The following is a 21028-nucleotide window of genomic DNA, read 5'->3' as shown; positions in this document are numbered from 1 at the left end:
GCCATGACGGACCCTCCCCCGACCTCCGGCCGGGGGTACCCCCGTGCCGCGTCCGACCGGAGCCCGGCGGCCGAGTCCGGCCCGCCCGAGGTCACCGTCCCCAACCTGTGGGTGCCCATCGGTGCCCTGCTGCTGGCGATGCTGCTCGCCGCCCTCGACCAGACCATCGTCTCCACCGCGCTGCCCACCATCGTCAGCGACCTCGGCGGCCTGGACCACCTGTCCTGGGTGGTCACCGCCTACCTGCTCGCCTCCACCGCCGCCACCCCGCTCTGGGGCAAGCTCGGCGACATGTACGGCCGGAAGCGGTTCTTCCAGGCCTCCATCGTGATCTTCCTGATCGGCTCGATGCTCTGCGGACTCGCCCAGGACATGGGCGAGTTGATCGCCTTCCGGGCGCTCCAGGGGCTCGGCGGCGGCGGGTTGATGGTGCTCTCCCAGGCGATCGTCGGGGACCTCGTCGCCCCTCGGGACCGCGGCAAGTACCAGGGCGTCTTCGGCGCCGTCTTCGGCGTCACCAGCGTCCTCGGACCGCTGCTCGGCGGCCTGTTCGTCGACCACCTCAGCTGGCGCTGGGTCTTCTACGTCAACCTGCCGATCGGCGTCGTCGCCCTGGTGGTGATCGCCGCGGTGCTGCACGGCCGGGAGGTCCGGCGCGAGCACCGGATCGACTACCTGGGCACCGCGCTGATCGCCGCCGTCGCCACCTGCCTGGTGCTGATGACCTCGCTCGGCGGCACCACCTGGGCCTGGAGCTCCTGGCAGGTCGTCGGCCTGGGGGTGCTCGGCCTGGCGCTGCTGCTGGTCTTCGTCCAGGTGGAGCGGGCGGCCGCCGAGCCCGTCCTGCCGCTGCGGCTGTTCCGCTCGCGGACCTTCAGCCTGGTCGCGGTGATCTCCTTCGTGGTCGGCTTCGCGATGTTCGGCGCCCTCACCTACCTGCCGACCTTCCTCCAGGTGGTCCAGCAGGTCTCGCCCACCATGTCCGGCATCCACATGCTGCCGATGGTGCTCGGCATGCTGGTCACCTCGATCGGCTCCGGCCAGATCGTCGCCCGCACCGGCCACTACCGGATCTTCCCGATCGCCGGGACGGCCGTCACCACGGTCGGCCTGCTACTGCTCTCCCGGCTGGACGAGCACAGCAGCACCGCCGAGATGAGCCTCTACTTCCTGGTCTTCGGCCTCGGGCTGGGCCTGGTGATGCAGGTGCTGGTGCTGATCGTGCAGAACTCGGTCGGCTACCAGGACCTCGGGGTGGCCACCGCCGGCGCCACCTTCTTCCGCTCCATCGGCGCCTCCTTCGGCGTCTCCATCTTCGGGACGATCTTCGCCAGCGGCCTGCGCTCCCGGCTCGCCGACGCCCTGGCCGGGCAGCCGCTGCCACCGGGCTTCCAGGTGGAGGCGATCACCGCCGACCCTCGCCTGATCACCCGGCTGCCCGCCGCCGCCCAGGCCGGTGTCCACCACGCGTACGCCGAGTCGATCACCCGGGTGTTCCTCTATGCGGTGCCCGTCGCGGTGGTCGCCTTCGTGCTGTCGCTGTTCCTGCGCGAGCAGAAGCTGCGCTCCACGGTGACCGCGCCCGACCTGAGCGAGTCCATCGGGATCAACCCGGTCGAACGCTCCTCCCTGGACGAGATCGCCCGCGCGCTGTCCGTACTGAGCACCCGGGAGGCCCGGCGCGACCTCTTCCGCCGGATCACCGCCACCGCCGGACTCGACCTGCTGCCCGCCTCCAGCTGGCTGCTGCTGCAGATGCACCACCACGGCTCGGTGGAGCCCGCCGAGCTGGCCGAGCGGCGGATCGTCCCGGTCTCGGTCGTCGAGGAGGCCGTCCGGGAGGTGGAGGGCCGCGGCCTCGCCGCCCGCTCCGGCGGGCTGCCGCTGCGGCTCACCGAGCCGGGGGAGGAGGCGGCGCTGCGCCTGGTCGCGGCCCGGCGCACCCAGCTCGCCGAACTGCTGGGGGACTGGGACGAGAAGGAGTACGACGACCTCGCCGCCCTGCTCACCCGGCTGAGCTCCGCGCTCTGCGCCGACCGGCGCGACCGGCCCGACCCGCCGCTCGACCCCCAGCCGCCGTACCGAGGGGAGGGGCGGTCGTTCTGAGACCTCTTTCACGGGTTCACGGGCCGCCGAACCAGCGCGGGGTGTCGAGCCGGAACGGGTCCCCGGGGGCGAGCTGCCGCAGGCCGTCCTCGATCCGGCGCAGCTGCTCCTCGCCGAGGGTGGCGGACCACTCGGCGCGCAGCTCGTCGAAGATCCGGGCGGAGCGGACCAGGCAGTCCACGCCCCGGTCGGTGAGCCGGACCACCTTGCGCCGGGCGTCGGCCGGGTCGCTGCCGCGCTCGACGTAGCCGAGCTGCTCCAGGTTCTCGACGGTCTTGCCCGCGGCCTGCTTGGAGACGCCGAGCCGGCGGCCGAGTTCGACGGCGGTGGTGCCGTGGGGGCCGATCGCCTGGAAGACGAAGCCGTGCATCGGGCGCAGGTCGGGGTGGCCCTCGCGGGCGATGCGCTCGTGCAGCTCGTCGATGATCGTCCGGAACGCGAGCAGCAGGCGCAGCGGCAGCTCGAAGCCGGGCGGGGCGGGGTCACTTGACATGATAGACAACCTCATTGACCATATAGACAACGACATTGTCCACCTTAAGGGGTTCCTTCGCCATGCCCGTGATCCGCTCCGCCGACGCCCGTCGCACCGAGACCCCGAACGCCGTCATGACCACCCTCGCCTCGCCCACCCAGGGCGCGACCGCCCTCGCCCAGTGGCGGGTCGAGATGCCCGCCGACCGGCAGGGACCGCTGCACGCCATGGACACCGAGCAGATCTGGACCCTGCTCGCCGGCTCGGCCACCGTCGCCCTGTCCGGCGAAACCCTGACCATCGCCGCCGGCGACACCCTCGTCCTCCCCGCCGACGCGCCCCGCCGCATCACCACCGCCGAAGGCTTCACCGCCCTGGTCGCCTCCCCCTCCCCGTCCCACGCCTACAACCCGGACGCCCGCACCCCCGACGGCGCCTGCGCCCTCGCCCCGCGCGACGCGGAACGCCTCCTCCCGGCATGGATCGCCTGAACCGGCGGCGTGTGAGGTGTAGCAGACTGCTGCTCGTAGGGAGCAACCGAGCCGGCGGCCGTACGGGCCCCGGCGGACCAGTTCACTGAGGAGCGGCATGTCCGTTGTCAAGATCAACGTACTGACGGTGCCCGCCGAGCAGCGCGAGGTGCTGGAGCAGCGCTTCGCCTCGCGGGCCGGCGCGGTGGAGAACTCCGACGGCTTCGAGTGGTTCGAGCTGCTGCGCCCGGTCGAGGGGACCGACCAGTACCTGGTCTACACCCGCTGGCGTGACGAGGAGTCCTTCAAGGCCTGGATGGAGGGCCCGATGAAGTCCGCCCACCAGGGCGGCGGCGAGGGCGGCGAGGCCCCGAAGCGGCCGGCCGCCTCGGGCTCCACGCTGTGGTCCTTCGAGGTCGTCCAGTCGGCCGGCCCGAAGGCCTGAACCGGCGAAAGGCGAATCGTCCGCCCGGAGTTCGTATGCTCCGGGCGGACACCCCGGCGGGTGACTGTCAGCACGATGTGACGGGATACATACTGAGCAGAGTCGCCGTGGGTATGGACGACACTCCGGTGACGAGTGCGGTCGGGCGAATCAGAACCTGGTGCTGATCCGCTGATACCAGTTCACCGCACGACCCGCCGGAGGGGGTCGTGACCCTGACGAGGTTCGAGGCCTTGGCCTGGGTGGTCGTCCAGGCGACGGCAACGGCGCCCACGATCAGCACCAGGCCGAGCACGGAACAGGCTGACGCCCGGGCCAGAGCCCTGGTCACCCGGGACGCCTCCCGCTCGTTCCACCGGCGTAGTGCCTGTCCGCCGAGCAGCATCTCCGGCTCAGGAGCCCCGTGGGCCGCTCGCATCGCCAGGAGCGAGCCGGTGACGAGCAGCGCGAACGCCCCCACCAGAAGGCCGGTGGCGACGAAGCGAGCCCAGTCCGGCAGGTCGGCCAGATTGTCCCGGCCTTTCAGCAGGGCCAGTACGGTGAGCAGCGCCGTCAGCCCGGTCAGCCCGGTTCGCCAACCCTCGGCCTGTCGGCGGAGTTCGGGCAGGCGGGTGAATTCGAGTTCACGGGCGAGTTCGGCCCAGCGGCGATCGGAACGGCTGCTCACGCTCGGATCCTCCAGCTGCCACCACAGCCGATGAAGGCGGAGTCCGGGGGGAGTTCGGGGTGCATGTGCCCGCATTCGCAGAAGTGCACCTCCGTGACCAGCGGCTCGGACTCGTCCGGATCGTGCTGCTGCCCGATGAGCAGATCGAGAAGTCCCTTGGTGCCGACCCCGGGGATTCCTCGGGGGATTTCCGTCTCGGTGTGACCGTGGCAACGCGGACAGATGCCGCGCACGATGATTCCACGCCCGTCGGCAGCGGGAGATTGGCTGAAGCCCGGGGAGTCGATGACGCCGAGGTCCTCCTCCGCATAGGGCTTGTCGAAGTCGTGCGATGTGCGCTGCGTCAATTCGGTTCCTGTGTCTCGGTTTCCGGTGGGAGTTCGAGGTCGAAGAGTTCCGCGTAGCGCAGGAGGCGTTCTCGCACGAACCTGGATGACTCTCCGATCCCGGCGCCGGCGAAAGCGAGTCGCTCCGGTGTCACCCCGCCCTTCACCGCCGGCAGCATGCCGTTGAGGCCCACTGAGAGGATCGTCAGGTCCTGCCAAGTCGGAACGATGTCGGGGGCGCTGGTCATCGGCGAGATCGTCGACTCCAGCGAGAGGTACGGCATGATTCGCTGCCAGGTGCGGCTTGCCGGCTCGCCGAGTCGGCCTGCGATGCTGATGAGGTCGAGCGGATCGAGTGGGTCGTCCTGTCCGGACAAGCGGCAGGTCGGATCCAGCGCCTCTACGTCCTGTTCGTTCGGCACGTCTTCGGGCAGTGCGGCGACGGCTTCGGTGGCGAGCTCGGGAACCAGTGCGCCGATGGCCCGCAAGGGCGCCAGTAGTTCGAACGCGGCGCGCGCGCCGACGTTCTTCGCGCGGGCGTAGCCGATGAGACGTGCCGGAGTGAGGCGCGCCCAACGGGGGCTCTCGACCCACTCGTCGTACTCCTCGTCGTCGCCGAAGTCGATCAGCGCATGGATTTCGTCCCAGGTCGGCCGGTAGCTCTTCAGTTCGTCGCTCAGATCGGGGGCCAGGAGCTCGGCCCCGAGTCCCAGTCGGCGGGATTCCTTGGCCGCTGTCTTCCACAGCACCGAGAGCTTCTGCCTCAACTGCTGGCAGCCGGTGAACAGCACCTCCGAACTGGGAAGGACAGGGTAGTCGGCAGCGTCGAAGGACGGATCACGACCGGAGAACGCGTATCGGCTGGGCAACGGTAGATCATCCCAAACCCGGAGGAGCTGGGCGGCGTTCGGTATGTTCACTCCTGCGGCACGCAACTCGTCCACCGCGTCGCCGAGTTCGGGCCAGGGCATCTCGTACATACGGGCGAACGCGAGATCGCGAAGGGAGATGCCGTTCTCGAGTCGAAGGCCCAGACCGTGCAGCCAGGCGACGACCGATCCGGCTTTTTCCTCGGGAACATGACCGCGTCCGGCCGATCCGTCCGCATACCGGCGCTGGTGAACCAGTTGCAGCTGCTCCGCCTGCCGGGCGAGGAGCTTCTCCGCTTTGCGGAGGGAGATCCCCCATTCAGCGGCCAGGTCGATCGTGGCAGCCCAGGGGAGCATCGCACTGCCGTCGGAGGTCTGGACGACGTAGCGCCGCAACACCGGTGCCAGGTCGAACGGGATCTTGGCCCACAGGTCAGCGAGTGTGTGGTCGGGCGCCGGGCGTCCGAGCCAGGAGAACCGGGAGATTCGCCGCCAGGTCTCCGCGATGCTCAGATCGAGGGCGTCGGCTGCCACGGGCACGTCCCAGGGGTGGGCCAGTGGTCGCCAGGTTCGCTCGTCCGCCTGCTGGTAGAGCAGGGCGAGGTCGTCCTTGCCGCAGACGTGATGGCGGTGATGCTCCGGTACCTCGCCGAGCGGGGCCGGGAGGAACGGGGTGTAGCGGGCGCAGGCCTCGGCCAACTCGCCGAGCGCCCAACTGGTCGTCTCGGAGGCGCGGACGATGCCGCTGAGGTCGGACGGCGCGTGTCGGTAGCCGTGGCCGGGGGCCCCCGGGGACTGTCGATTCGTCCTGGCATCGAAACTGAACCGATCGGGGGGAAGCAGACCGTCCATGATGACCGAGTCGATGAACGTCGGCTTCCAGTCCAGCTCGCCTTCGCGTACGGCTGGCCCGGCGAGGACGGGGTGTGCGACCCGCAGCCCGCGGGCCGCGCGGAGCACACTCGCCGGTGTGATGTTTTGCGAGTAGGCCAACGAGACCACGGTACGCCAGTCCTGGGTGGCCTTCGTGGCGATCTGGGACCAACCCGGCTCGGGTACCGGGTGTCCCGATGAGGAGAAGGAGGCGCGCCAGCTTCCGGAGAGAGGCGTGCGCAACATCGTCGATCGCCAGGGTCGGACGGCGTCCCGGATCGCCCGGTTCTCGTGGTCGTAGCGGTTCTTGTCGCCCAGCTGTTCGTCGATGCCGAACCAACCGACCTTGTCCAGATCGACCGTTTGTCGGTAACGGCCCCTGATCCGGATCCCGCGGCCTCGCCACTCCTTCCAGACCGTCCGGGCCGCCGCGAGGTTCCGGCCTTCCAACTGGTGGAGCCAGTCGAGGTCCAGCTCGGCCCAGCCCGCGAGGGCCTGGGCCCCGCACCGCCACTGGTCCGCCTGCCAGGCCTTGTCGTAGGTCTCCAGCTTCTTGCGGTTGACGCTCAACTCGCCGGAGTGCGAGCCGGTCAGGTTCAGGACGTAGCCGAACGGACGCGCATCGGTGGCGATGCCGTCGCAGAGGATCGCGCCGTCGTCCTTGACCCACCAGAGCGTCCCCGGTACGGCTTCGACGGCCGTGCTCGCCTCGATGGTCCTCTGCCCCGTTCCATCCTGGAGGACGCCCGGCAGCCACACGCTGTCGCAGCCGTTCTCGCTCCACGCCTCCAGTCTGAACTCGCTGAGGTGGACCAGTGACCGGAGCACCGCGGCACATGCCGAGCCGGTCAGGGCGTCAGGATCGCGGAGATAGAGACGGACACGGGTACCGCCTTCGGGGAGCGGCCCGTCGTGCCCACCCTCCTCCTGGACACGGAACAGGCTGCCGCTGCTCGGCACCTCCACCTTCAACGCCGTGTCAGCGAGTCTCCCCACCTCGTCGACCGGCCGCGTGGTGATCGTCATCTCCTCGGCCAGCATGAAGTAGCTGAAGACGCCGATCCCGAACCGACTGTTGGGGTAAAGCCGCAGTGAGCGGTCGTGGCGAAGCCACGCCGCTTGCTCCCTCCGGAACGCGCGGGCCTGCTCGAAACGGCGTCCCGCCTGGGTGAATGTGCTGGTGAGCTGGTCGACCGTCATGCCGACACCGTTGTCGACACACTCGACGTAGCGACCTCGGCCGTCGGTGCCAGTGGTGAACCGGATAGTGCCGGACCATGGTGCCGGCTTACCGCCCGTACCCGCGAGGTATCGCAGGCGCATCTCCCGGTAACGGCAAGCGTCCAAGGCGTTCTGGTACATCTCGCGCAATGCCAGGTTTCGCTCACCGTCGTAGAGCTTCTCTCCCATCAGTAGCCGGCGCACCTCCGTCTGCGCGAGCGAGAACCGCAACAGCGGTACGTCGTAAGCCCGTTGGCCCCTGAAGTCTGCCGGACGCAGTCGCCGGTCGGTGACCCGGGCCGGTAGTCCGGTCAGGAGCAGCGCATCGCGGGAGGCCATCGTGCGGGCCGCGTCGCGCAAGGTCTGGCTGACCTCGTCAGCATCCTCCACGACGGCACTCAGCGTGGCGTGCAGCGCAGGATGCGGGCATACGGCGTCGAGGTGCAGGTCGCGTAGTCCGCCGTCATTGTTCTCCGTGTCCCAGACGGCTTCCCGCAGGACGTCGACCACCTCCTGTGGCCGTACGGAGTCGGAGACGGCCAGGTGCTCGGCAAGGACGTCGGGCAGGGTGCGGGCGTCGAAGGCCATCAGACCGGCCAGGCGCAGGAGTGCGGCGAGCGGGCGGATGCGCAGTTCCTGGACCCGTCCGGGCATGGCGTACCGATTCGGGAGCGCGATGGCATCCTCGGGTGGCAGCCCCAGCGTGCGGCCGGCGGCGATCAGCTGGAGGGCAGCGGACAGCTCGTGGACACGTCCAGCGCGGTCGGCTGCGTCCGACGGATCGACTCCCAACAACTGGGCGGCGAACCTGGTGGCTCTCCCCTCCGGTACCGGTCGGTCATCGGTCTCGAAACGGTCCGCGATCCAGCGGTGCGTCAGCCACATGGCGACCGTCCGCTTCTCCTCCGGCGGATCGTCGTACCACAGGTAGGACTGGGAGAGCTTTTCGGCGACCTGCGGATGGTGCTTGACGACCTGCTCGTACTGCGACCGAAGGATCTCACCGTCGTTCAGGGGCCGGACGTAGTAGGGGGAGACTTCCTTCGCCTGACTGAGCCGGTCGGCCCAGGCCGCTTCGTGCAGGAAGACTCCGGCCACCAGTGCGGTGACCTCCAGCGCGGACAGCTCGGCATCCTCGGTGAGCAACTGCGGCAGGCGGTCCCGAAGGAGCCGGACCGGGAAGTCGTTGTCGGCCCAGAGGTCGGTCAGACGTGTCTGGGTCAGCGGATCGATCCGGCCCGCCTGGGCGAGATGGACGTGGCGCGCCGTTTCGGCGGCAAGGGCGGAGAGAAGCTCCTGGAAGCGGGTTGTGAGGTTCGTGTCCGAGGCCGGTACCCGACTCCACAGCTCGGGCGCGCGGACGGCCTCGCGCCACGGTTCCAGCAGCCGTCTACTCGGGGCGACGACCGTCCGTCGGGTCTCCTCCTCCAAGTCATCCCCGTAGCGAACTTGGGCATCCTGCCGGTCCGCCCGATGGCGCAATGCCAGTTGGCGGGTGCGCAGGGAGGCCGTCCGGTAGACCTGTTCCACGGTGGCGGCCTCGGTCAGCGGACCGAATGCCTCGGCGAGTGCCTGCGTGAAGAAACTGCCGTCGGCTGTGTAACCGCTCCGTTGCCCGGGCTTGCAGCTGATCATGACGGCGAACCCGGCATGTGGCGGGCCCTTGGTGATGCTGCTCCCGAAGGCCACCGGACCGCTGTCCTCCGGCGAGCGGCAGGCGTCGATCAGCCACAGGACCGTTCCCGCGGTGCAGCCGGACAGGTACTTGCTGATGTCTGCGTCGAGCAGGGACTCGGTGATGTGTGGTTGTTCCCAGGCCGCCGGATCGCCATCGGCGGGAGCCAACGCGTCAGAGGGCAGCAGATAGTCGGTGTCGCGGATCCGAACGCCGTGTCCGGAGAAGTACAACAGCAGGGTGCTGCCGACCGGGGCGTCCTGTGCGATCCGGGTGATGCGGTCGGCGATCTCATTGCGGGTCGGGTCCCGCAGCGGTTCGACGTCGTAACCGGCGTCGGTGAGGGCCGCGCCCAACTCTTGGAGGTCCGCGGTGACCGCGCCTTGCAAGGGCGGGAATCGATGCGCCGCAGCTGGGGTTTCGCCCACCCCGATCAGCAAGGCCTTGCGCGTTCCTTCGTCCACGGATCTGCCCCTCCCTTGAGCGCGTCAATGATCCCATCACGCTTGAGGGGCTCCTGTGCGGGGACCTGATGGATCAGGCCGCGGCGGCGCAGAGGACCTCGCGCAGGCCGGGGACGGTCTCGCGGTCGGCGCGCCAGACCAGGCGGAGGCGGAGGGGCGGGGGAGCGAGGGGGAGGCGGACCAGGGTGCCGGCGGTCAGGGCGTCCTGGACGGCGAAGTCGGGGAGCAGGGCGACGCCGAGGCCCTGTTCGGCGCAGGCGCGGGTGACGGTGACGCCGCCGGTGCGGACGCGTTCGACGTCGTTGCCGAGCAGGCGTTCGCCGGCGAGCCGGAAGGAGCAGGCGGGGGCGTTCACCAGGAGGCGCCGGCCGCGCAGGTCCTCGCGGGTGAGGGTGGTGGCGCCGCCGAGCGGGTGGGTCGGGGAGGCGACCAGGGCGAGCGGGACCTCCTTGAGGTCGAGGTGGTCGAGCGGGGCGGGCGGCAGGTAGAAGCCGAGTTCACCGAGCGGGCCGGCGGTGTCCAGGATGAGCGCGGCCTCCAGGGCCCCGGCCGCGACGCCGCCGAGCAGGCAGTCCCGGGTGGTGCCGGTGTGCAGGGAGACGTCGAGTTCGGGGCGGCGTTCGGCGAGCCGGGCCAGCACGGCCGGGACGTGGGTCGCCGCTATGGTCTCCAGCGCGCCGAGCCGGAGCCGGGCGCGGTCGGTGGCCACCTCCCGCCGGGCCTGTTCGGCCTGGTCGAGCAGTCTGCGGCACCAGGGCAGCAGCCGTTCGCCGGCCGCGGTGAGGGTCATGCCGCGCGGGGCCCGGTCGAACAGCTCGATGGCCAGGCTGCGTTCGAGGACGCGGATCTGCTCGGCGACCGAGGAGGGGGCGACGCCGAGCGCCACGGCGGCGGCGGTGACGGTGCGGTGGGTGACCACGGCTTCGAAGACCCGCAACTGACGAAGTTCCACTGGTTTCTCCGGTTCCCCCGAACGCCCGCGTGTGGTCGGATGGCCCGCCCGGCGCGGGTGGCCGCGGGCGGTTCGCGGTGCGGCTCGTGTCGAGGTGCTGCGTTGTTGTGTTCGCGATGATGCTGCCGGTGTTGCGGGACAGCGTACGGCTGCGTTCGGGTGTTCCGAACGGTTCGCGAGGAATCACCGGTGGGGCGGATTCCGGGGGAGGCGCAGCGTGGGCGCCTTCCCCCACCCCTCATCGGGCCCCTGGAGGCCTCCGCTGACCGCCGGCAGTGTTCAACTTGGCAGTTTCCAGAGCTGGTTGGCGCTTGCTTGGCAGTCCTGGATCTGGAGCCTGGTCCAGTCGGCGCTGCTGCCGTCCCGGGCGTCCAGGCAGCGGTTGGAGGCGGGGTTGAGGAGGGTGCCGTCGGGGCGGGGCAGCCAGTGTTGGGCGCCGGTGCCGTTGCAGTCGTAGAGCTGGGCGGGTGTGCCGGCGTCGGTCCAGCCGTTGGTGACGTCCAGGCACTTGCCGAAGGCCCGTAGCGAGCCGTCCTGTTGGACGGACCAGTCCTGGGCGCCGGTGGAGTTGCAGCGGTAGAGCTGGACGGCGGCGCCGTTGACGGTCGAGGCCCGGGCGATGTCCACGCACTGTCCGGCGATGCCGGTCAGCGGGCCGCTCGGGCGGGGGGTGGCCCAGTGCTGTTCCGCGGCGCCCGTGCAGTTCCGCAGCAGCAGGTGGCCGTCGGCGGCAGCGAGGCAGCGGCCGGAGGCGGGGTGCAGGATGGAGGTGTCCGAAGGTTGCTGCCACACCTGCTCGGGGGCGCCCGTGCAGTCCTGCAGCCGGACGGCGGCGCCGTCCGCCGGGCCGTCGGGGGTGAGGCAGCGGTCGAGGAGGCCGATGCTGCCGCCCGATCCCACCGTGGCGTCCTGGGTCGCGGTGGCCGCACAACTTGCGAGCTGTACCGGCGAGTTGGCGTCCGTCGCGTCCAGGCAGGAGCCGTCGGCGCCGGTGATCCGCCCGGACCAGGTGGAGACGGCGGGGGAGCCCGCCGCGTTCACCGTGCCCCGCAGCCGAGGCGCTCGGGAGGAGGAGCCGACCATCAGGTCGTACTGCCCGCCGGGCACGGCCCAGCCGTGGACGCCCGCGTCCCAGACGGCGAAGGCGGAGCGGTCCAGCCGCAGTTCCACGTGGGCCGAACCGCCTGGCGCCAGCGTGACCTTGTCGAAGGCCTTGAGCTGCTGCGGCGGCTCGCCGGCCGCCGACGGGAAGGTCAGGTACAGCTGGGGCACCTCCGTGCCGGTGCGGGTGCCCCGGTTGGTGAGGTCGAAGCCGACGCGCACCCGGCCGGCCTGGTCCGGGCCGGCCACGGTGAGGCCGCTGTAGTCGAAGGTGGTGTAGGAGAGGCCGTGGCCGAAGGGGAACAGCGGGGCGGTGCCGCTGGCGTCGTACCAGCGGTAGCCGGTGCCGAGGCGCTCGGTGTAGTGGTAGGCGCCGTCGGTGCCCGGGTACTGGTCGGCGCCCTGGAGGGGGGTCGCGTTCGAGGAGGTCGGGAAGGTGACGGGCAGCCGCCCGGCCGGGTCGGTGTCGCCGAACAGCACGTCGGCGAGCGCGGTGCCGCTCTGCTCGCCCGGGTACCAGGCCTCGACCACGGCGGGCACCGCGTCCAGCCACGGCATGGTGACCGGCCCGCCGGTGTCGAGCACCACCACGGTGCGCGGGTTCGCCCTGGCGACGGCCCGGATCAGCGCGTCGTCCGCCGCGGCCAGGTCGAGGGAGCCGCGGTCGGCGCCCTCGGTCTCCTGGTCGCCGACCACCACCACCGCGGCGTCCGCCCCTGCGGCCACCGAGGCCGCCGCGGTTGCGTCGTCGCCCGGGTGGTAGCGCACCTCGGTGCTCGCTCCGACCCGGGCCGCGATGCCTTGCCGGGGCGTCACCGTGTGCTCGGGGTACGGGGTGACGTGCGAGGAGCCGCCACCGCCGGTGTACGCGTGGTCCGCCCAGGGGCCGATCACCGCGACGGACTTCATCCGGGTGGCGTCGAGCGGCAGGGCGGCGTTCTCGTTGCGCAGCAGCACCGTTCCGGCGGCGGCGGCCGTCCGGGCGTCGCGCGCTCCGGCGGCCGGATCGGAGGCGGGCGCGGCGGCGCCGTCGAGCGCCCCCGTGCGCGCCATCAGCCGCAGCACCCGTCGGACCTGGTCGTCCAGCACGGCCGGGGCGAGCCGGCCGTCGGCCGCCGCCGCGGGCAGCTCGGCGAAGTACGTCGAACCGCCGAACTCCTGGTCCAGGCCGCCCGCCGCGGCGTTGACGGAGGAATGGGTCGCCGGGTAGTCGGAGCCGACCACCCCGTCGAATCCCCAGCGGCCCTTCAGCACGTCGCGCAGCAGCGGGAAGTTCTCGCACGCCCAGATGCCGTTGACCGGGTTGTAGCCGCACATCGCCGACCAGGCCCGGCCGTCCCGGACGGCCGCCCGGAAGGCGGGCAGCTCGATCTCGGCCAGCGTGCGCTCGTCCACGTCCGAGCTGTACGACTGGCGGTTGTCCTCCTGGTTGTTGGCCGCGTAGTGCTTGACCTGCGCGGCGACGTGCTGGGCCTGGATGCCGCGCACCTCGGCGGCGGCGACCTGCCCGGCGAGGTACGGGTCCTCGCCCAGCGTCTCGAAGTCCCTGCCACCCTGCGGGATCCGGACGATGTTCACCATCGGCCCGTACAGCACCTGGTAGCCGCGCGCCCGCGCCTCCCGGCCCAGCACGTCGCCGTACGCCGTCGCGAGCGCGGGGTCGAAGGCGGCGGCCAGTGCGACCGGCGCGGGCAGGGCGGTCGCCGGCCGGCCGTCCCGTACACCGGCCGGGCCGTCGGAGAGCAGCAGCGGCGGGATGCCGAGCCGGGGCACGCCCGCGACGTAGCCGACGGAGTGCACGCCGGGCGGGGCGTCCAGGCCGCGCAGGAGGGTGACCTTCTCGTCGGTGGTGAGCTGGGAGAGCAGGTGCTCGATGCGCTGCTCCTGCCCGCCGTCCGTCGGCTCCCGAGGGGCGGCGACGGCGTTGCCGGTGGTGACGGCGGCCAGGAGGCAGGCGCCGAGGCCGAGGCGGAGGATCCGCGTGCGCAGGGGTCGCAGGGGGGGACGTCGCATGGCAACCACCACCGATCGACGGAGTCGTAGCTGGTCAGGTAGGTCCGATGAACTGACGAGCTGTCAAATCTACGATGGTTCGACCCAGGACGGCAGGTGGCGTGCCGGGGCGTATCGGGTGCGTTCGGGGCACATCGGTCGGTTGGAGCCGTTCCCGCGACGGTGGCGCGAGGTCGGCTCAGTGCCGACAGGGCCCGTTGCGCGGCCCGCGCCTTCGGGTGGCCCTCGCCGTAGCGTTCGTGCCAGGCGGCGGCGTGGGCCGTACGGACCTCGATGGCCTCGGGAAGGCGGTCTCGCGGACGGCGGCCTGCTACGCCGACTCGCCGGGTTCGACCTGGCCGGCCGGGAGCTGCCAGGAGGGCTCACCCTCGGCGACCCGTCGGCGGACCGTCAGCACCCGGCCGTCCTGGACGACGATCGCCACGGCGATGCCGGGGAGGTGCCGGTCGGCGCTCGGCTCGGTCGCCCGACACCGGACGGACACCAGTGGAGGACAGCCGCGTGCCCGGCCGTCGGGGCACCGGCCGTCGCGTGTCGCAGGGGCGGTGGGTAGATTTTGGATCATGAGAACATCAACGGGGGACGGTAGACCGCTGCGTGCGGCGCTCGACCACTTGGGAACGGAACACCCGGCGGCGGAGCGCACCCGCCGACTCCTCGCCGCAGGGCTGCTCGCCGTCGCGGCCCTGCTCTTCGGCTGGCTGCTGGTCCTCGGATCGATCACCCGGGGGCAGGTCGAAGTCCGGAACTGGTCCACGGCCTGGGTCGGCATGGACGTCCTCCAGGTCGCCGGGCTGCTCGCCACCGGCCGACTGCTCGTCCGGCGCTCCCGCCTGACCGCCCTGGCCGCCGCCGCGTCCGCCACCCTGCTCCTGCTCGACGCCTGGTTCGACGTGATGACCGCCGACGGCGGCGGCGCCTGGTACACCGCCCTGGCGATGGCCCTCCTCGTCGAACTCCCGGCCGCCCTCGGCCTCGGGGCCCTCGCCAGGTCCGCCCTGGACTGGTGAGTCGCTACCGCCCGTCGGGCCCGTAGAGCGCGGCGGGCGCGCCGGTGGCCAGCGCCCAGTAGCGGTCGCCGTACGACCAGTGCCACCACTCCGTCGGGTAGTTGACCAGCCCGGCGGCGGTCAGGGCGCCGCTGAGCAGCCGCCGGTTGGTACGGGCCCGGGTGGAGATGCCCTCGGCATCGGTGAAGCAGGCCCCGGCGCTCTCCTCCGGGCTGGCGTTGACCCGGGTGCCGAGGTCCAGCTCACGGCCGTCGGCGTCGACGAGGGTGAGGTCGACGGCGGCCCCGGCGCTGTGCGGCGCGATCTCGGGCGGCGAGACGTACCGGCTGGCCGCCGACCGGAGCCGGTCCTCCGGCCAGTCCGGGTTGGCGGTGCGCAACTCGGCGGCGTACTCGTCGAAGTAGCGGCTCTGGAGGGCCGGCGGCCGGTAGCCCTCGACGAACAGCAGCCGGAGGCCGTCGGGCAGTTCCGCCTGGGCGTCGAGGAGGCGCTCCAGGACGGTGGACCGCAGGCGTGCGAACGCGCCGGTGTCGTCCTGCTTGCGACCGTCGACCAGCAGCTCGGGGCCGCGTACGTCCAGGAGCCGCTCGCCGCACTCCCGAACCGGGACGGCGGCCACCCGCGGGTCGGACATGAGGATGATTCCACTCAACGAGGGCTCCTTGATGGGTCGATAACATGCCCATCTCACCATCATTGGAGATCCACATGCCCGTCGTCATCGCCACGCTCAGGACCAAGCCCGGCCGACGCGACGAAGTCCTCGCCGCCTTCGAGCAGCACGCCCCGGCCATCCACGCCGAACCCGGCTGCGAGCTCTACGCCGTGAACGCCGGCCCCGACCGCATCACCGTCGTCGAGAAGTGGACCGACCGGGCCGCCCTGGACGCCCACAGCGCCGGCGCCCCGCTCGCCGCCCTCGGCCCCGTCCTCGCCGCCGCCCTCGCCGAGCCCGCCGACGTCGCCGTCCTCGACGCCTTCCCGGCCGGCGACCCGGCCAAGGGCCTGCTCTGACCTGTGTGCGTTGCCGCTGCACGGGAAGTCGGCCCGGCCGACTTCCCGTGCAAGGACGGTTACCAGTTGAAGAAGTCGGGCAGCTCGTCGGCGGGCGGCAGCGGGGCGTCCGCCGGGAGGGGGTGGATCTGGATGAAGGCGTGCTCGAACTGGGAGTACGAGAAGGGGTCCATTCCCGGGGCCACCACCAGGGCGTTGTCGCCCCGGCGCCAGATGCGGTACCGCCATACGTAGCTTGAGTGCGGCCCCCGCTCGTGGGTGACGTCGTGGTCGGGCGGGCCCAGTAGGGTGGTGAACTGAGCTGCTACTGCGTCGAGTTGGGCGTCGAAGGTGCCGGCCGGCGGGTCGACGGCGCTCTGCCAGCCGGGGAGGGTGCCCCAGAAGTCCTCGGCCATCGCGCCATCGGGGTGCAGGTAGTACTCGTACGCGAACGGCACGAAGAGGCATTCGTCGCCGTACGCGAAGTGACCTGCGGGCGTGTAGGCCTTCTCATTGAGCTCGCCCAGGTAGTCGCCGGTCGAGCGCCAGCCGGCGTCGGTCATCGCCTGTCGGCCGGCGTCGCCGTCCGTCCAGTCGAGCTCCGTCATCCCGGCGATCTGCGCGGCCAGTTCGGGTGAGACGGGGCAGCTCGCGACGATCCAGGGATCGTCCTCGTCCTCGTCCTCTTCGTCGCTGTCGATGTCGCTGTCGATGTCGAGGGGTTCGTCGGACACTTCGGTGGGCTCCCGTTCTGGCGCGCGGATCGAACGTTCACCCTAGTGGCGGCCCGGCTCAGAGCGTGTCGCGGACCTTGATGTAGCCGCGTTCGACCAGGAACTTCTGGTCGGTGTCGGTGGCCCCGCAGGTGGAGAGGAAGGTGGTGTCGCGGTCGGCGCCGACGTCGATGCACATCTCGTCGGCGGTGCCCGCGGTCCGTTGGAGGGCGAAGGAGCCTTCTCGCAGTAGCCAGGTCTGGTTGGCGCGGCCGGCCGGGGTGTGTTCGCAGGCCCAGATGCGGACGGCGTCGCCGTTCTCGCCGGTGTAGTCGGCGTCGAAGCACATCTCCTGCGCGGTGCCGATGGTGTCGGCGACCTTCACTCGTCCGCCGTCCAGGACGAAGCGCTGGTTGGTGTGGTCGAGGCACTCCCGGACCCGTACGTAGTCGGCGTTGAAGCGGGTGTTGCCGACGTCCAGGCACTTGGCGGTGGAGGTCCGGGGCGGGGTGGCGACATTGAGGGTGCCGTTGTCGATGGTGTAGGCCGTCCCGTTGTTGGGGTCGGTGTAGCGGAGGCTGCCGGCGCCCCGGGGGAGGGTGGTGGCTTCGGGCGCGTACGGGTCGACGGAGACCTGCGGGGAGAAGCGGAAGTAACCGCCGGACGGCCAGCCGCTGTTGCCGCCGTTGCGGCCGTAGCCCTCGCAGCTGAGGGTCCGGTTGCCGTTGCCGAGCGCGCAGTCGCGCAGGCCGACGTTGTTGCCGCTCCAGGACGCGCCGTCACCGCTGTACTCGGTGGGGACGGTGGTCTGCGCGGGGAAGGTGGTGTTGCCGGGGGCGGTGAAGACGGCGGTCATCCCGCTGGGCGGGAGCAGCCCGGTGCCGCCGGTGTTCTGGTACGTCCACGGCACCGCGCCGGTCCGGCCGGGGGCGATGGTGACGGTGGCGGGCACGTCGCGGCCGATGAAGGTGACGGCGGCGGCGGGGGTGGCCAGGGCCGTGGCCAGGGTGAGGGAGAGCGCGGCGACGGTGGCGGTGCGGGCGAGGGTTCGGGTCACGGTCGCGATGATCGTGGACGAACGGGACCGGGGCGGTGAGTGGCGCGGCGGGTTCACCCGGCCGGCGGCGGCCGGAAGTCGACGGGTGCGTCGAAGGCCGCCCGGCGGGTGGTGCGGCGCAGGGCGCGCAGCACCGGGGTGCCGAGGGTGAGGCACAGCACGACGGTGAGGGCGGCCCGGGGGAGGTCCCAACCCAGGGACGTGGTCAGGCAGTAGGCGGCGAACCGGACCAGGTTGGCGGGCAGCGGATCGCCGGGGTGGAAGGAGATGGAGCCGGCCAGCCCGCCGATGTACGGCCAGCCCTGGAGGTTCATGATCGTGCCGTACAGGACGGAGGAAACGGCGCCGTACCCGGCCAGCAGCAGCAGTTCACGGCGCCCGCGCAAGGTGGCCGACCCCGGCAGCAGCCCCGCGCCGAGGCAGACCCAGCCCATGGCGAGCATCTGGAACGGCAGCCACGGTCCGACCCCGCCGGTGAGCAGCGCGGACGCGAACATGGACAGCGAGCCGAGGACGAAACCGAAGCCGGGGCCGAGCACCCGCCCGGACAGCACCATCAGGAAGAACATCGGCTCCAGGCCCGCCGTGCCCGCGCCCAGTGGACGGAGCGCCGCGCCGGCGGCCGCCAGCACCCCCAGCAGGGCGACGGACTTGGCGTCCAGCCCGGGTGCGCCGCCGCCCGCTGTACGGCCCTCGGAGATCTGGGCGATGACCACCGCCAGCAGCAGTGGCAGCAGCAGCGCGAACAGCCAGGGCGCGTCGGCGGAGTGGCCGACCAGTGCCGACTTGGTGGAGGCGAGCAGCGGCCAGCCGAAGGCCGTCACGCCGACGAACGACACCAGCAGCAGGGCCGTGACGGATCGACGGCCGAGCGGAACGGGACGGCTGCTCATGCGCCCATCGCCTCCGCGACCTGCCGGACGGTGAGCCACGGCCCCGGCGCCAGCACCTTGGCGACCTGCGGCGCGAAGGCCGGGGAGGAGAGCACCACCTCGGCCGTCGGGCCGTCCGCGACGATCTCCCCCTCGGCCAGGATCAGGGTGCGGTGGGCGAGTTCGGCGGCCAGCTCGACGTCATGGGTGGCCAGCAGGACGGCGTGCCCCTCGGCCGCCAGCGTGCGCAGGATCTCGACCAGCCGGGCCTTGGCGGCGTAGTCCAGGCCGCGGGTCGGCTCGTCCAGCAGCAGTAGCGGGGGCCGGGCGGTGAGGACGACGGCGAGGGCGAGGGTGAGCCGCTGGCCTTCGGAGAGGTCGCGGGGGTGGGTGGTGTCGGCGATGCCGGGCAGCAGGCGTTCGACCAGGGCGCGGCAGGTGCCGGCTGCGGCGCCCGCGTCCGCGTCGGCCGCGGCGCACTCGGCGGTGACGCTCTCGCCGTACAGCAGGTCGCGCGGGTCCTGGGGGACGAGGCCGACGTGGCGGATCAGTTCGGCCGGGCGGGTGCGGTGCGGGGTGCGGCCGCCGACGGTGACGGTGCCGGAGGTGGGGGCGTGCAGGCCGACCAGGCTGCCGAGCAGGGTGGACTTGCCGGCGCCGTTGCGGCCCATCAGGGCGGCGATCTCGCCGGGGCGCAGCGCGAGGTCGACCCCGCGCAGGGCGTGGACGGGGCCGCGCCGGACGGCGAGGCGGTCACCGGTGGCGATCGGTGCGCCGTCGGGGGCGGCGACGGCGGCCGGCGCCCGCCCGTCCAACTCGGTGCGCAGCGGTGCGGCCTTGCGCCGGGCGTCGCGGACGGACAGCGGCAGCGGCCGCCAGCCCGCGAGCCGGCCCAGGCCGACCACCGGCGGGTGCACCGGGGAGTGGGCCATCACCTCGGCCGGTTCGCCGAGCACCGGCTCCCCGCCCGGGGTGAGCAGCAGCACCTGGTCGGCGTACTGGACGACCCGCTCCAGCCGGTGCTCGGCCATCAGCACGGTGGTGCCCAGGTCGTGCACCAGCCGCTGCAGTACGGCCAGTACCTCCTCGGCCGCGCCCGGGTCGAGCGCCGAGGTGGGCTCGTCCAGGACCAGTACGCGCGGGTGCACGGTGAGCACCGAGCCGATGGCGACGCGCTGCTGCTGGCCGCCGGAGAGCGAGCCGAGGGCGCGGTCGCGCAGGTCGGCGAGGCCGAGCAGGTCGAGGGTCTCCTCGACCCGGCGCCGCATGACGTCGCCCGGCAGGCCCAGGGACTCCATGCCGTAGGCGAGTTCGTCCTCGACGGTGTCGGTGACGAAGTGCGCCAGCGGGTCCTGGCCCACCGTGCCGACCAGGTCGGCGAGTTCGCGCGGCCGGTGTTCGCGGGTGTCCCGGCCGCCGACGGTGACCCGGCCGTGCAGCACCCCGCCGGTGAAGTGCGGCACCAGTCCGCTGACCGTGCCCAGCAAGGTGGACTTGCCGGAGCCCGACGGGCCCACCAGCAGGCAGAGTTCACCCTCGGGGACGGTGAGGTCGACCCCGTTCAGGACGGGTTCGGCGGAGTCCGCGTACCGGACGGAGACCTGCTCGAAGGTGATCACGAGGCCCTCCGGGGCGGGGTCGGGGCGGCGAACGCCGGTGCCAGGCCGAGGAGTACGGCCAGGACGGCGGCCAGCGGCAGCGCGGGGACGGTCGGCGGGACGACGGTGGGGGCGAAGGCGGCCGGATCCCGCGAGGCGAGGTAGGTGGCGAGGGCGGCCACGGCGGCTCCGGAACCGGCGGTCAGCCACTCGGGAAGTGCCCAGGGGTCGGGCCGGTAACGGGATCTGACGGACCGTCGGTTGCCGAGCAGTAGTCCGGCGAAGGCGGCGGCCAGGCCGAGCAGCAGCACCGGCAGCGCCCAGCCGGCGCCCCCGGCGGTCAGCAGGCCGTACGCGGCCAGGCAGACTCCGAGCAGTCCGGCCAGGGTGAGCGCGGCGGTGGCCCGGGCCAGTCGGCGCGGGACGTCGGCGGTGCGGCCGAATCCGCGGGTGTCCATCGCGGCCGCCAGCGCGATCGACCGCTCCAACGCGCCCTCCAGGACGGGGAGCCCGACGCTCAGCACGGCCGCGACACCCTTGTCGGTACGGCCCCGCAGCCGCCGGGCGGCGCGCAGCCGGCGGACGTCGGCGACCAGGTTCGGCGCGAAGGTCATCGCCACCACCACGGCCACGCCCGCCTCGTAGAGCGCGCCCGGCAGGGCCCGCAGCAGCCGGGCCGGGCTGGCCAGCGAGTTGGCGGCGCCGACGCAGACCAGCAGGGTGGCCAGCCGCAGGCCGTCGTACAGGGCCGCGAGCAGCCCTTCGAGCGTCACCCGCCCACCGATCCGCACCCCCTGCGCCCAGACGGGCAGCGGGACTTCGGGCAGGGTGAACAGCACATGGGTGCCGGGGATCGGCGAGCCCAGCAGCACCGCGAAGACCAGCCGGATGCCGAGCACCAGCAGGCCGAGGCGCAGGAACGCCCCGTACGAACGCGACCAGGGCGCATCGCCGCGGCGCGCCGCGACCACGTACCCGGCGGTCGCGGCGAGCAGCAGCAGGATCACCGGATTGGTGGTGCGGGTCGCCGCCGCGCCCAGCCCGAGCGCCCACAACCACCAGGCGCCGGGGTGCAGTTGGCGGGGGCCGACGGGTGGGCGGGTGCTACGGGCGGGGCTGTTCACGGAT

At 72.1% G+C, this 21028-nt stretch carries 17 protein-coding genes and 1 pseudogene; 5 read left to right on the top strand and 13 right to left on the bottom strand.

The window, feature by feature from the left end:
* The first annotated feature begins 3 nt into the window (after nt 1-3).
* Nucleotides 4-2106 carry an MDR family MFS transporter gene (locus ACZ47G_RS12295; RefSeq protein WP_465741668.1) on the top strand — a complete coding sequence of 701 codons (2103 nt, stop codon included), beginning with the start codon at nt 4-6 and terminating at the stop codon, nt 2104-2106.
* A 16-nt stretch (nt 2107-2122) separates the two neighbouring features.
* Here ACZ47G_RS12295 and ACZ47G_RS12290 read toward each other — a convergent pair whose 3' ends face one another.
* Nucleotides 2123-2599 (bottom strand): MarR family winged helix-turn-helix transcriptional regulator, encoded by a 477-nt coding sequence (locus ACZ47G_RS12290; RefSeq protein WP_380523442.1) that lies wholly within the window; start codon nt 2597-2599, stop codon nt 2123-2125.
* Nucleotides 2600-2661: 62 nt separating this feature from the next.
* On the opposite strand from ACZ47G_RS12290, the gene ACZ47G_RS12285 reads away from it, so the two are divergent.
* Nucleotides 2662-3072, top strand: coding sequence for a cupin domain-containing protein (locus tag ACZ47G_RS12285; RefSeq protein WP_465741666.1), 411 nt, complete (start codon nt 2662-2664; stop codon nt 3070-3072).
* Nucleotides 3073-3169: 97 nt separating this feature from the next.
* Complete coding sequence (locus ACZ47G_RS12280; RefSeq protein WP_465741665.1) at nt 3170-3496, top strand: antibiotic biosynthesis monooxygenase family protein; 327 nt, start codon at nt 3170-3172, stop codon at nt 3494-3496.
* Nucleotides 3497-3563: 67 nt separating this feature from the next.
* On the opposite strand, the gene ACZ47G_RS12275 is transcribed toward ACZ47G_RS12280, so the two are convergent.
* From ACZ47G_RS12275 to ACZ47G_RS12250, 6 genes and pseudogenes are all read right to left on the bottom strand, one after another.
* Entirely contained in the window at nt 3564-4163 is a 600-nt protein-coding gene (locus ACZ47G_RS12275) for a hypothetical protein (protein ID WP_465741664.1), read from the bottom strand.
* Nucleotides 4160-4510 carry a hypothetical protein gene (locus ACZ47G_RS12270; protein WP_465741663.1) on the bottom strand — a complete coding sequence of 117 codons (351 nt, stop codon included), beginning with the start codon at nt 4508-4510 and terminating at the stop codon, nt 4160-4162. Before ACZ47G_RS12270 ends, ACZ47G_RS12275 begins: the two co-directional genes overlap by 4 nt.
* Nucleotides 4507-9591: an HD domain-containing protein gene (locus ACZ47G_RS12265; RefSeq protein WP_465741661.1), complete on the bottom strand. Its 5085-nt coding sequence runs from the start codon at nt 9589-9591 to the stop codon at nt 4507-4509. Before ACZ47G_RS12265 ends, ACZ47G_RS12270 begins: the two co-directional genes overlap by 4 nt.
* Nucleotides 9592-9664: 73 nt before the next feature.
* A complete protein-coding gene (locus ACZ47G_RS12260; RefSeq protein ID WP_465741659.1) occupies nt 9665-10543 on the bottom strand; it encodes a LysR family transcriptional regulator in 879 nt (292 codons plus the stop codon).
* Between the two features lie 279 nt (nt 10544-10822).
* Nucleotides 10823-13657 (bottom strand): glycoside hydrolase family 3 C-terminal domain-containing protein, encoded by a 2835-nt coding sequence (locus ACZ47G_RS12255; protein ID WP_465741657.1) that lies wholly within the window; start codon nt 13655-13657, stop codon nt 10823-10825.
* 313 nt (nt 13658-13970) lie between these two features.
* A pseudogene (locus ACZ47G_RS12250) lies at nt 13971-14141 on the bottom strand (NUDIX domain-containing protein); the annotation flags it as partial.
* A gap of 79 nt (nt 14142-14220) precedes the next feature.
* Between ACZ47G_RS12250 and ACZ47G_RS12245 the strand changes: the two are divergent.
* Nucleotides 14221-14667, top strand: coding sequence for a hypothetical protein (locus ACZ47G_RS12245; RefSeq protein ID WP_465741655.1), 447 nt, complete (start codon nt 14221-14223; stop codon nt 14665-14667).
* A 4-nt stretch (nt 14668-14671) separates the two neighbouring features.
* On the opposite strand, the gene ACZ47G_RS12240 is transcribed toward ACZ47G_RS12245, so the two are convergent.
* The gene (locus ACZ47G_RS12240; protein WP_465741653.1) at nt 14672-15319 is read right to left on the bottom strand and encodes a M15 family metallopeptidase; all 648 of its coding nucleotides are present in this window, start codon (nt 15317-15319) and stop codon (nt 14672-14674) included.
* Nucleotides 15320-15375: 56 nt separating this feature from the next.
* Between ACZ47G_RS12240 and ACZ47G_RS12235 the strand changes: the two genes are divergently transcribed.
* Nucleotides 15376-15681, top strand: a complete 306-nt coding sequence (locus ACZ47G_RS12235; RefSeq protein WP_465741651.1) for a putative quinol monooxygenase — start codon at nt 15376-15378, stop codon at nt 15679-15681.
* 59 nt (nt 15682-15740) lie between these two features.
* Here the strand turns inward: ACZ47G_RS12235 and ACZ47G_RS12230 are convergent, their stop codons facing one another.
* The 5 genes from ACZ47G_RS12230 to ACZ47G_RS12210 are packed head-to-tail and all read right to left on the bottom strand — an operon-like array spanning nt 15741 to nt 21024.
* Complete coding sequence (locus ACZ47G_RS12230) at nt 15741-16394, bottom strand: hypothetical protein (RefSeq protein ID WP_465741649.1); 654 nt, start codon at nt 16392-16394, stop codon at nt 15741-15743.
* Nucleotides 16395-16452: 58 nt separating this feature from the next.
* Complete coding sequence (locus tag ACZ47G_RS12225; RefSeq protein ID WP_465741647.1) at nt 16453-17430, bottom strand: ricin-type beta-trefoil lectin domain protein; 978 nt, start codon at nt 17428-17430, stop codon at nt 16453-16455.
* A gap of 53 nt (nt 17431-17483) precedes the next feature.
* Nucleotides 17484-18323 (bottom strand): ECF transporter S component, encoded by an 840-nt coding sequence (locus ACZ47G_RS12220; protein ID WP_465741645.1) that lies wholly within the window; start codon nt 18321-18323, stop codon nt 17484-17486.
* Entirely contained in the window at nt 18320-19921 is a 1602-nt protein-coding gene (locus tag ACZ47G_RS12215; RefSeq protein WP_465741643.1) for an ABC transporter ATP-binding protein, read from the bottom strand. Before ACZ47G_RS12215 ends, ACZ47G_RS12220 begins: the two co-directional genes overlap by 4 nt.
* Nucleotides 19918-21024, bottom strand: a complete 1107-nt coding sequence (locus ACZ47G_RS12210; protein WP_465741641.1) for an energy-coupling factor transporter transmembrane component T — start codon at nt 21022-21024, stop codon at nt 19918-19920. The genes ACZ47G_RS12215 and ACZ47G_RS12210 overlap by 4 nt, the downstream gene beginning before the upstream one ends.
* Nucleotides 21025-21028 lie beyond the last annotated feature (4 nt).

The sequence above is a fragment of the Kitasatospora sp. NPDC030952 genome (assembly GCF_055571335.1).
Note: the sequence above shows the minus strand (reverse complement) of the source record. Positions and strands in the feature narration are given on the sequence as shown.

Bases quoted from the DNA above. Each gene is read 5' to 3' on its own strand.
- ACZ47G_RS12290 (WP_380523442.1), bottom strand. From the start codon at position 2,599: ATGTCAAGTGACCCCGCCCCGCCCGGCTTCGAGCTGCCGCTGCGCCTG.
- ACZ47G_RS12285 (WP_465741666.1), top strand. From the start codon at position 2,662: ATGCCCGTGATCCGCTCCGCCGACGCCCGTCGCACCGAGACCCCGAAC.
- ACZ47G_RS12255 (WP_465741657.1), bottom strand. From the start codon at position 13,657: ATGCGACGTCCCCCCCTGCGACCCCTGCGCACGCGGATCCTCCGCCTC.
- ACZ47G_RS12280 (WP_465741665.1), top strand. From the start codon at position 3,170: ATGTCCGTTGTCAAGATCAACGTACTGACGGTGCCCGCCGAGCAGCGC.
- ACZ47G_RS12220 (WP_465741645.1), bottom strand. From the start codon at position 18,323: ATGAGCAGCCGTCCCGTTCCGCTCGGCCGTCGATCCGTCACGGCCCTG.
- ACZ47G_RS12295 (WP_465741668.1), top strand. From the start codon at position 4: ATGACGGACCCTCCCCCGACCTCCGGCCGGGGGTACCCCCGTGCCGCG.
- ACZ47G_RS12235 (WP_465741651.1), top strand. From the start codon at position 15,376: ATGCCCGTCGTCATCGCCACGCTCAGGACCAAGCCCGGCCGACGCGAC.
- ACZ47G_RS12245 (WP_465741655.1), top strand. From the start codon at position 14,221: ATGAGAACATCAACGGGGGACGGTAGACCGCTGCGTGCGGCGCTCGAC.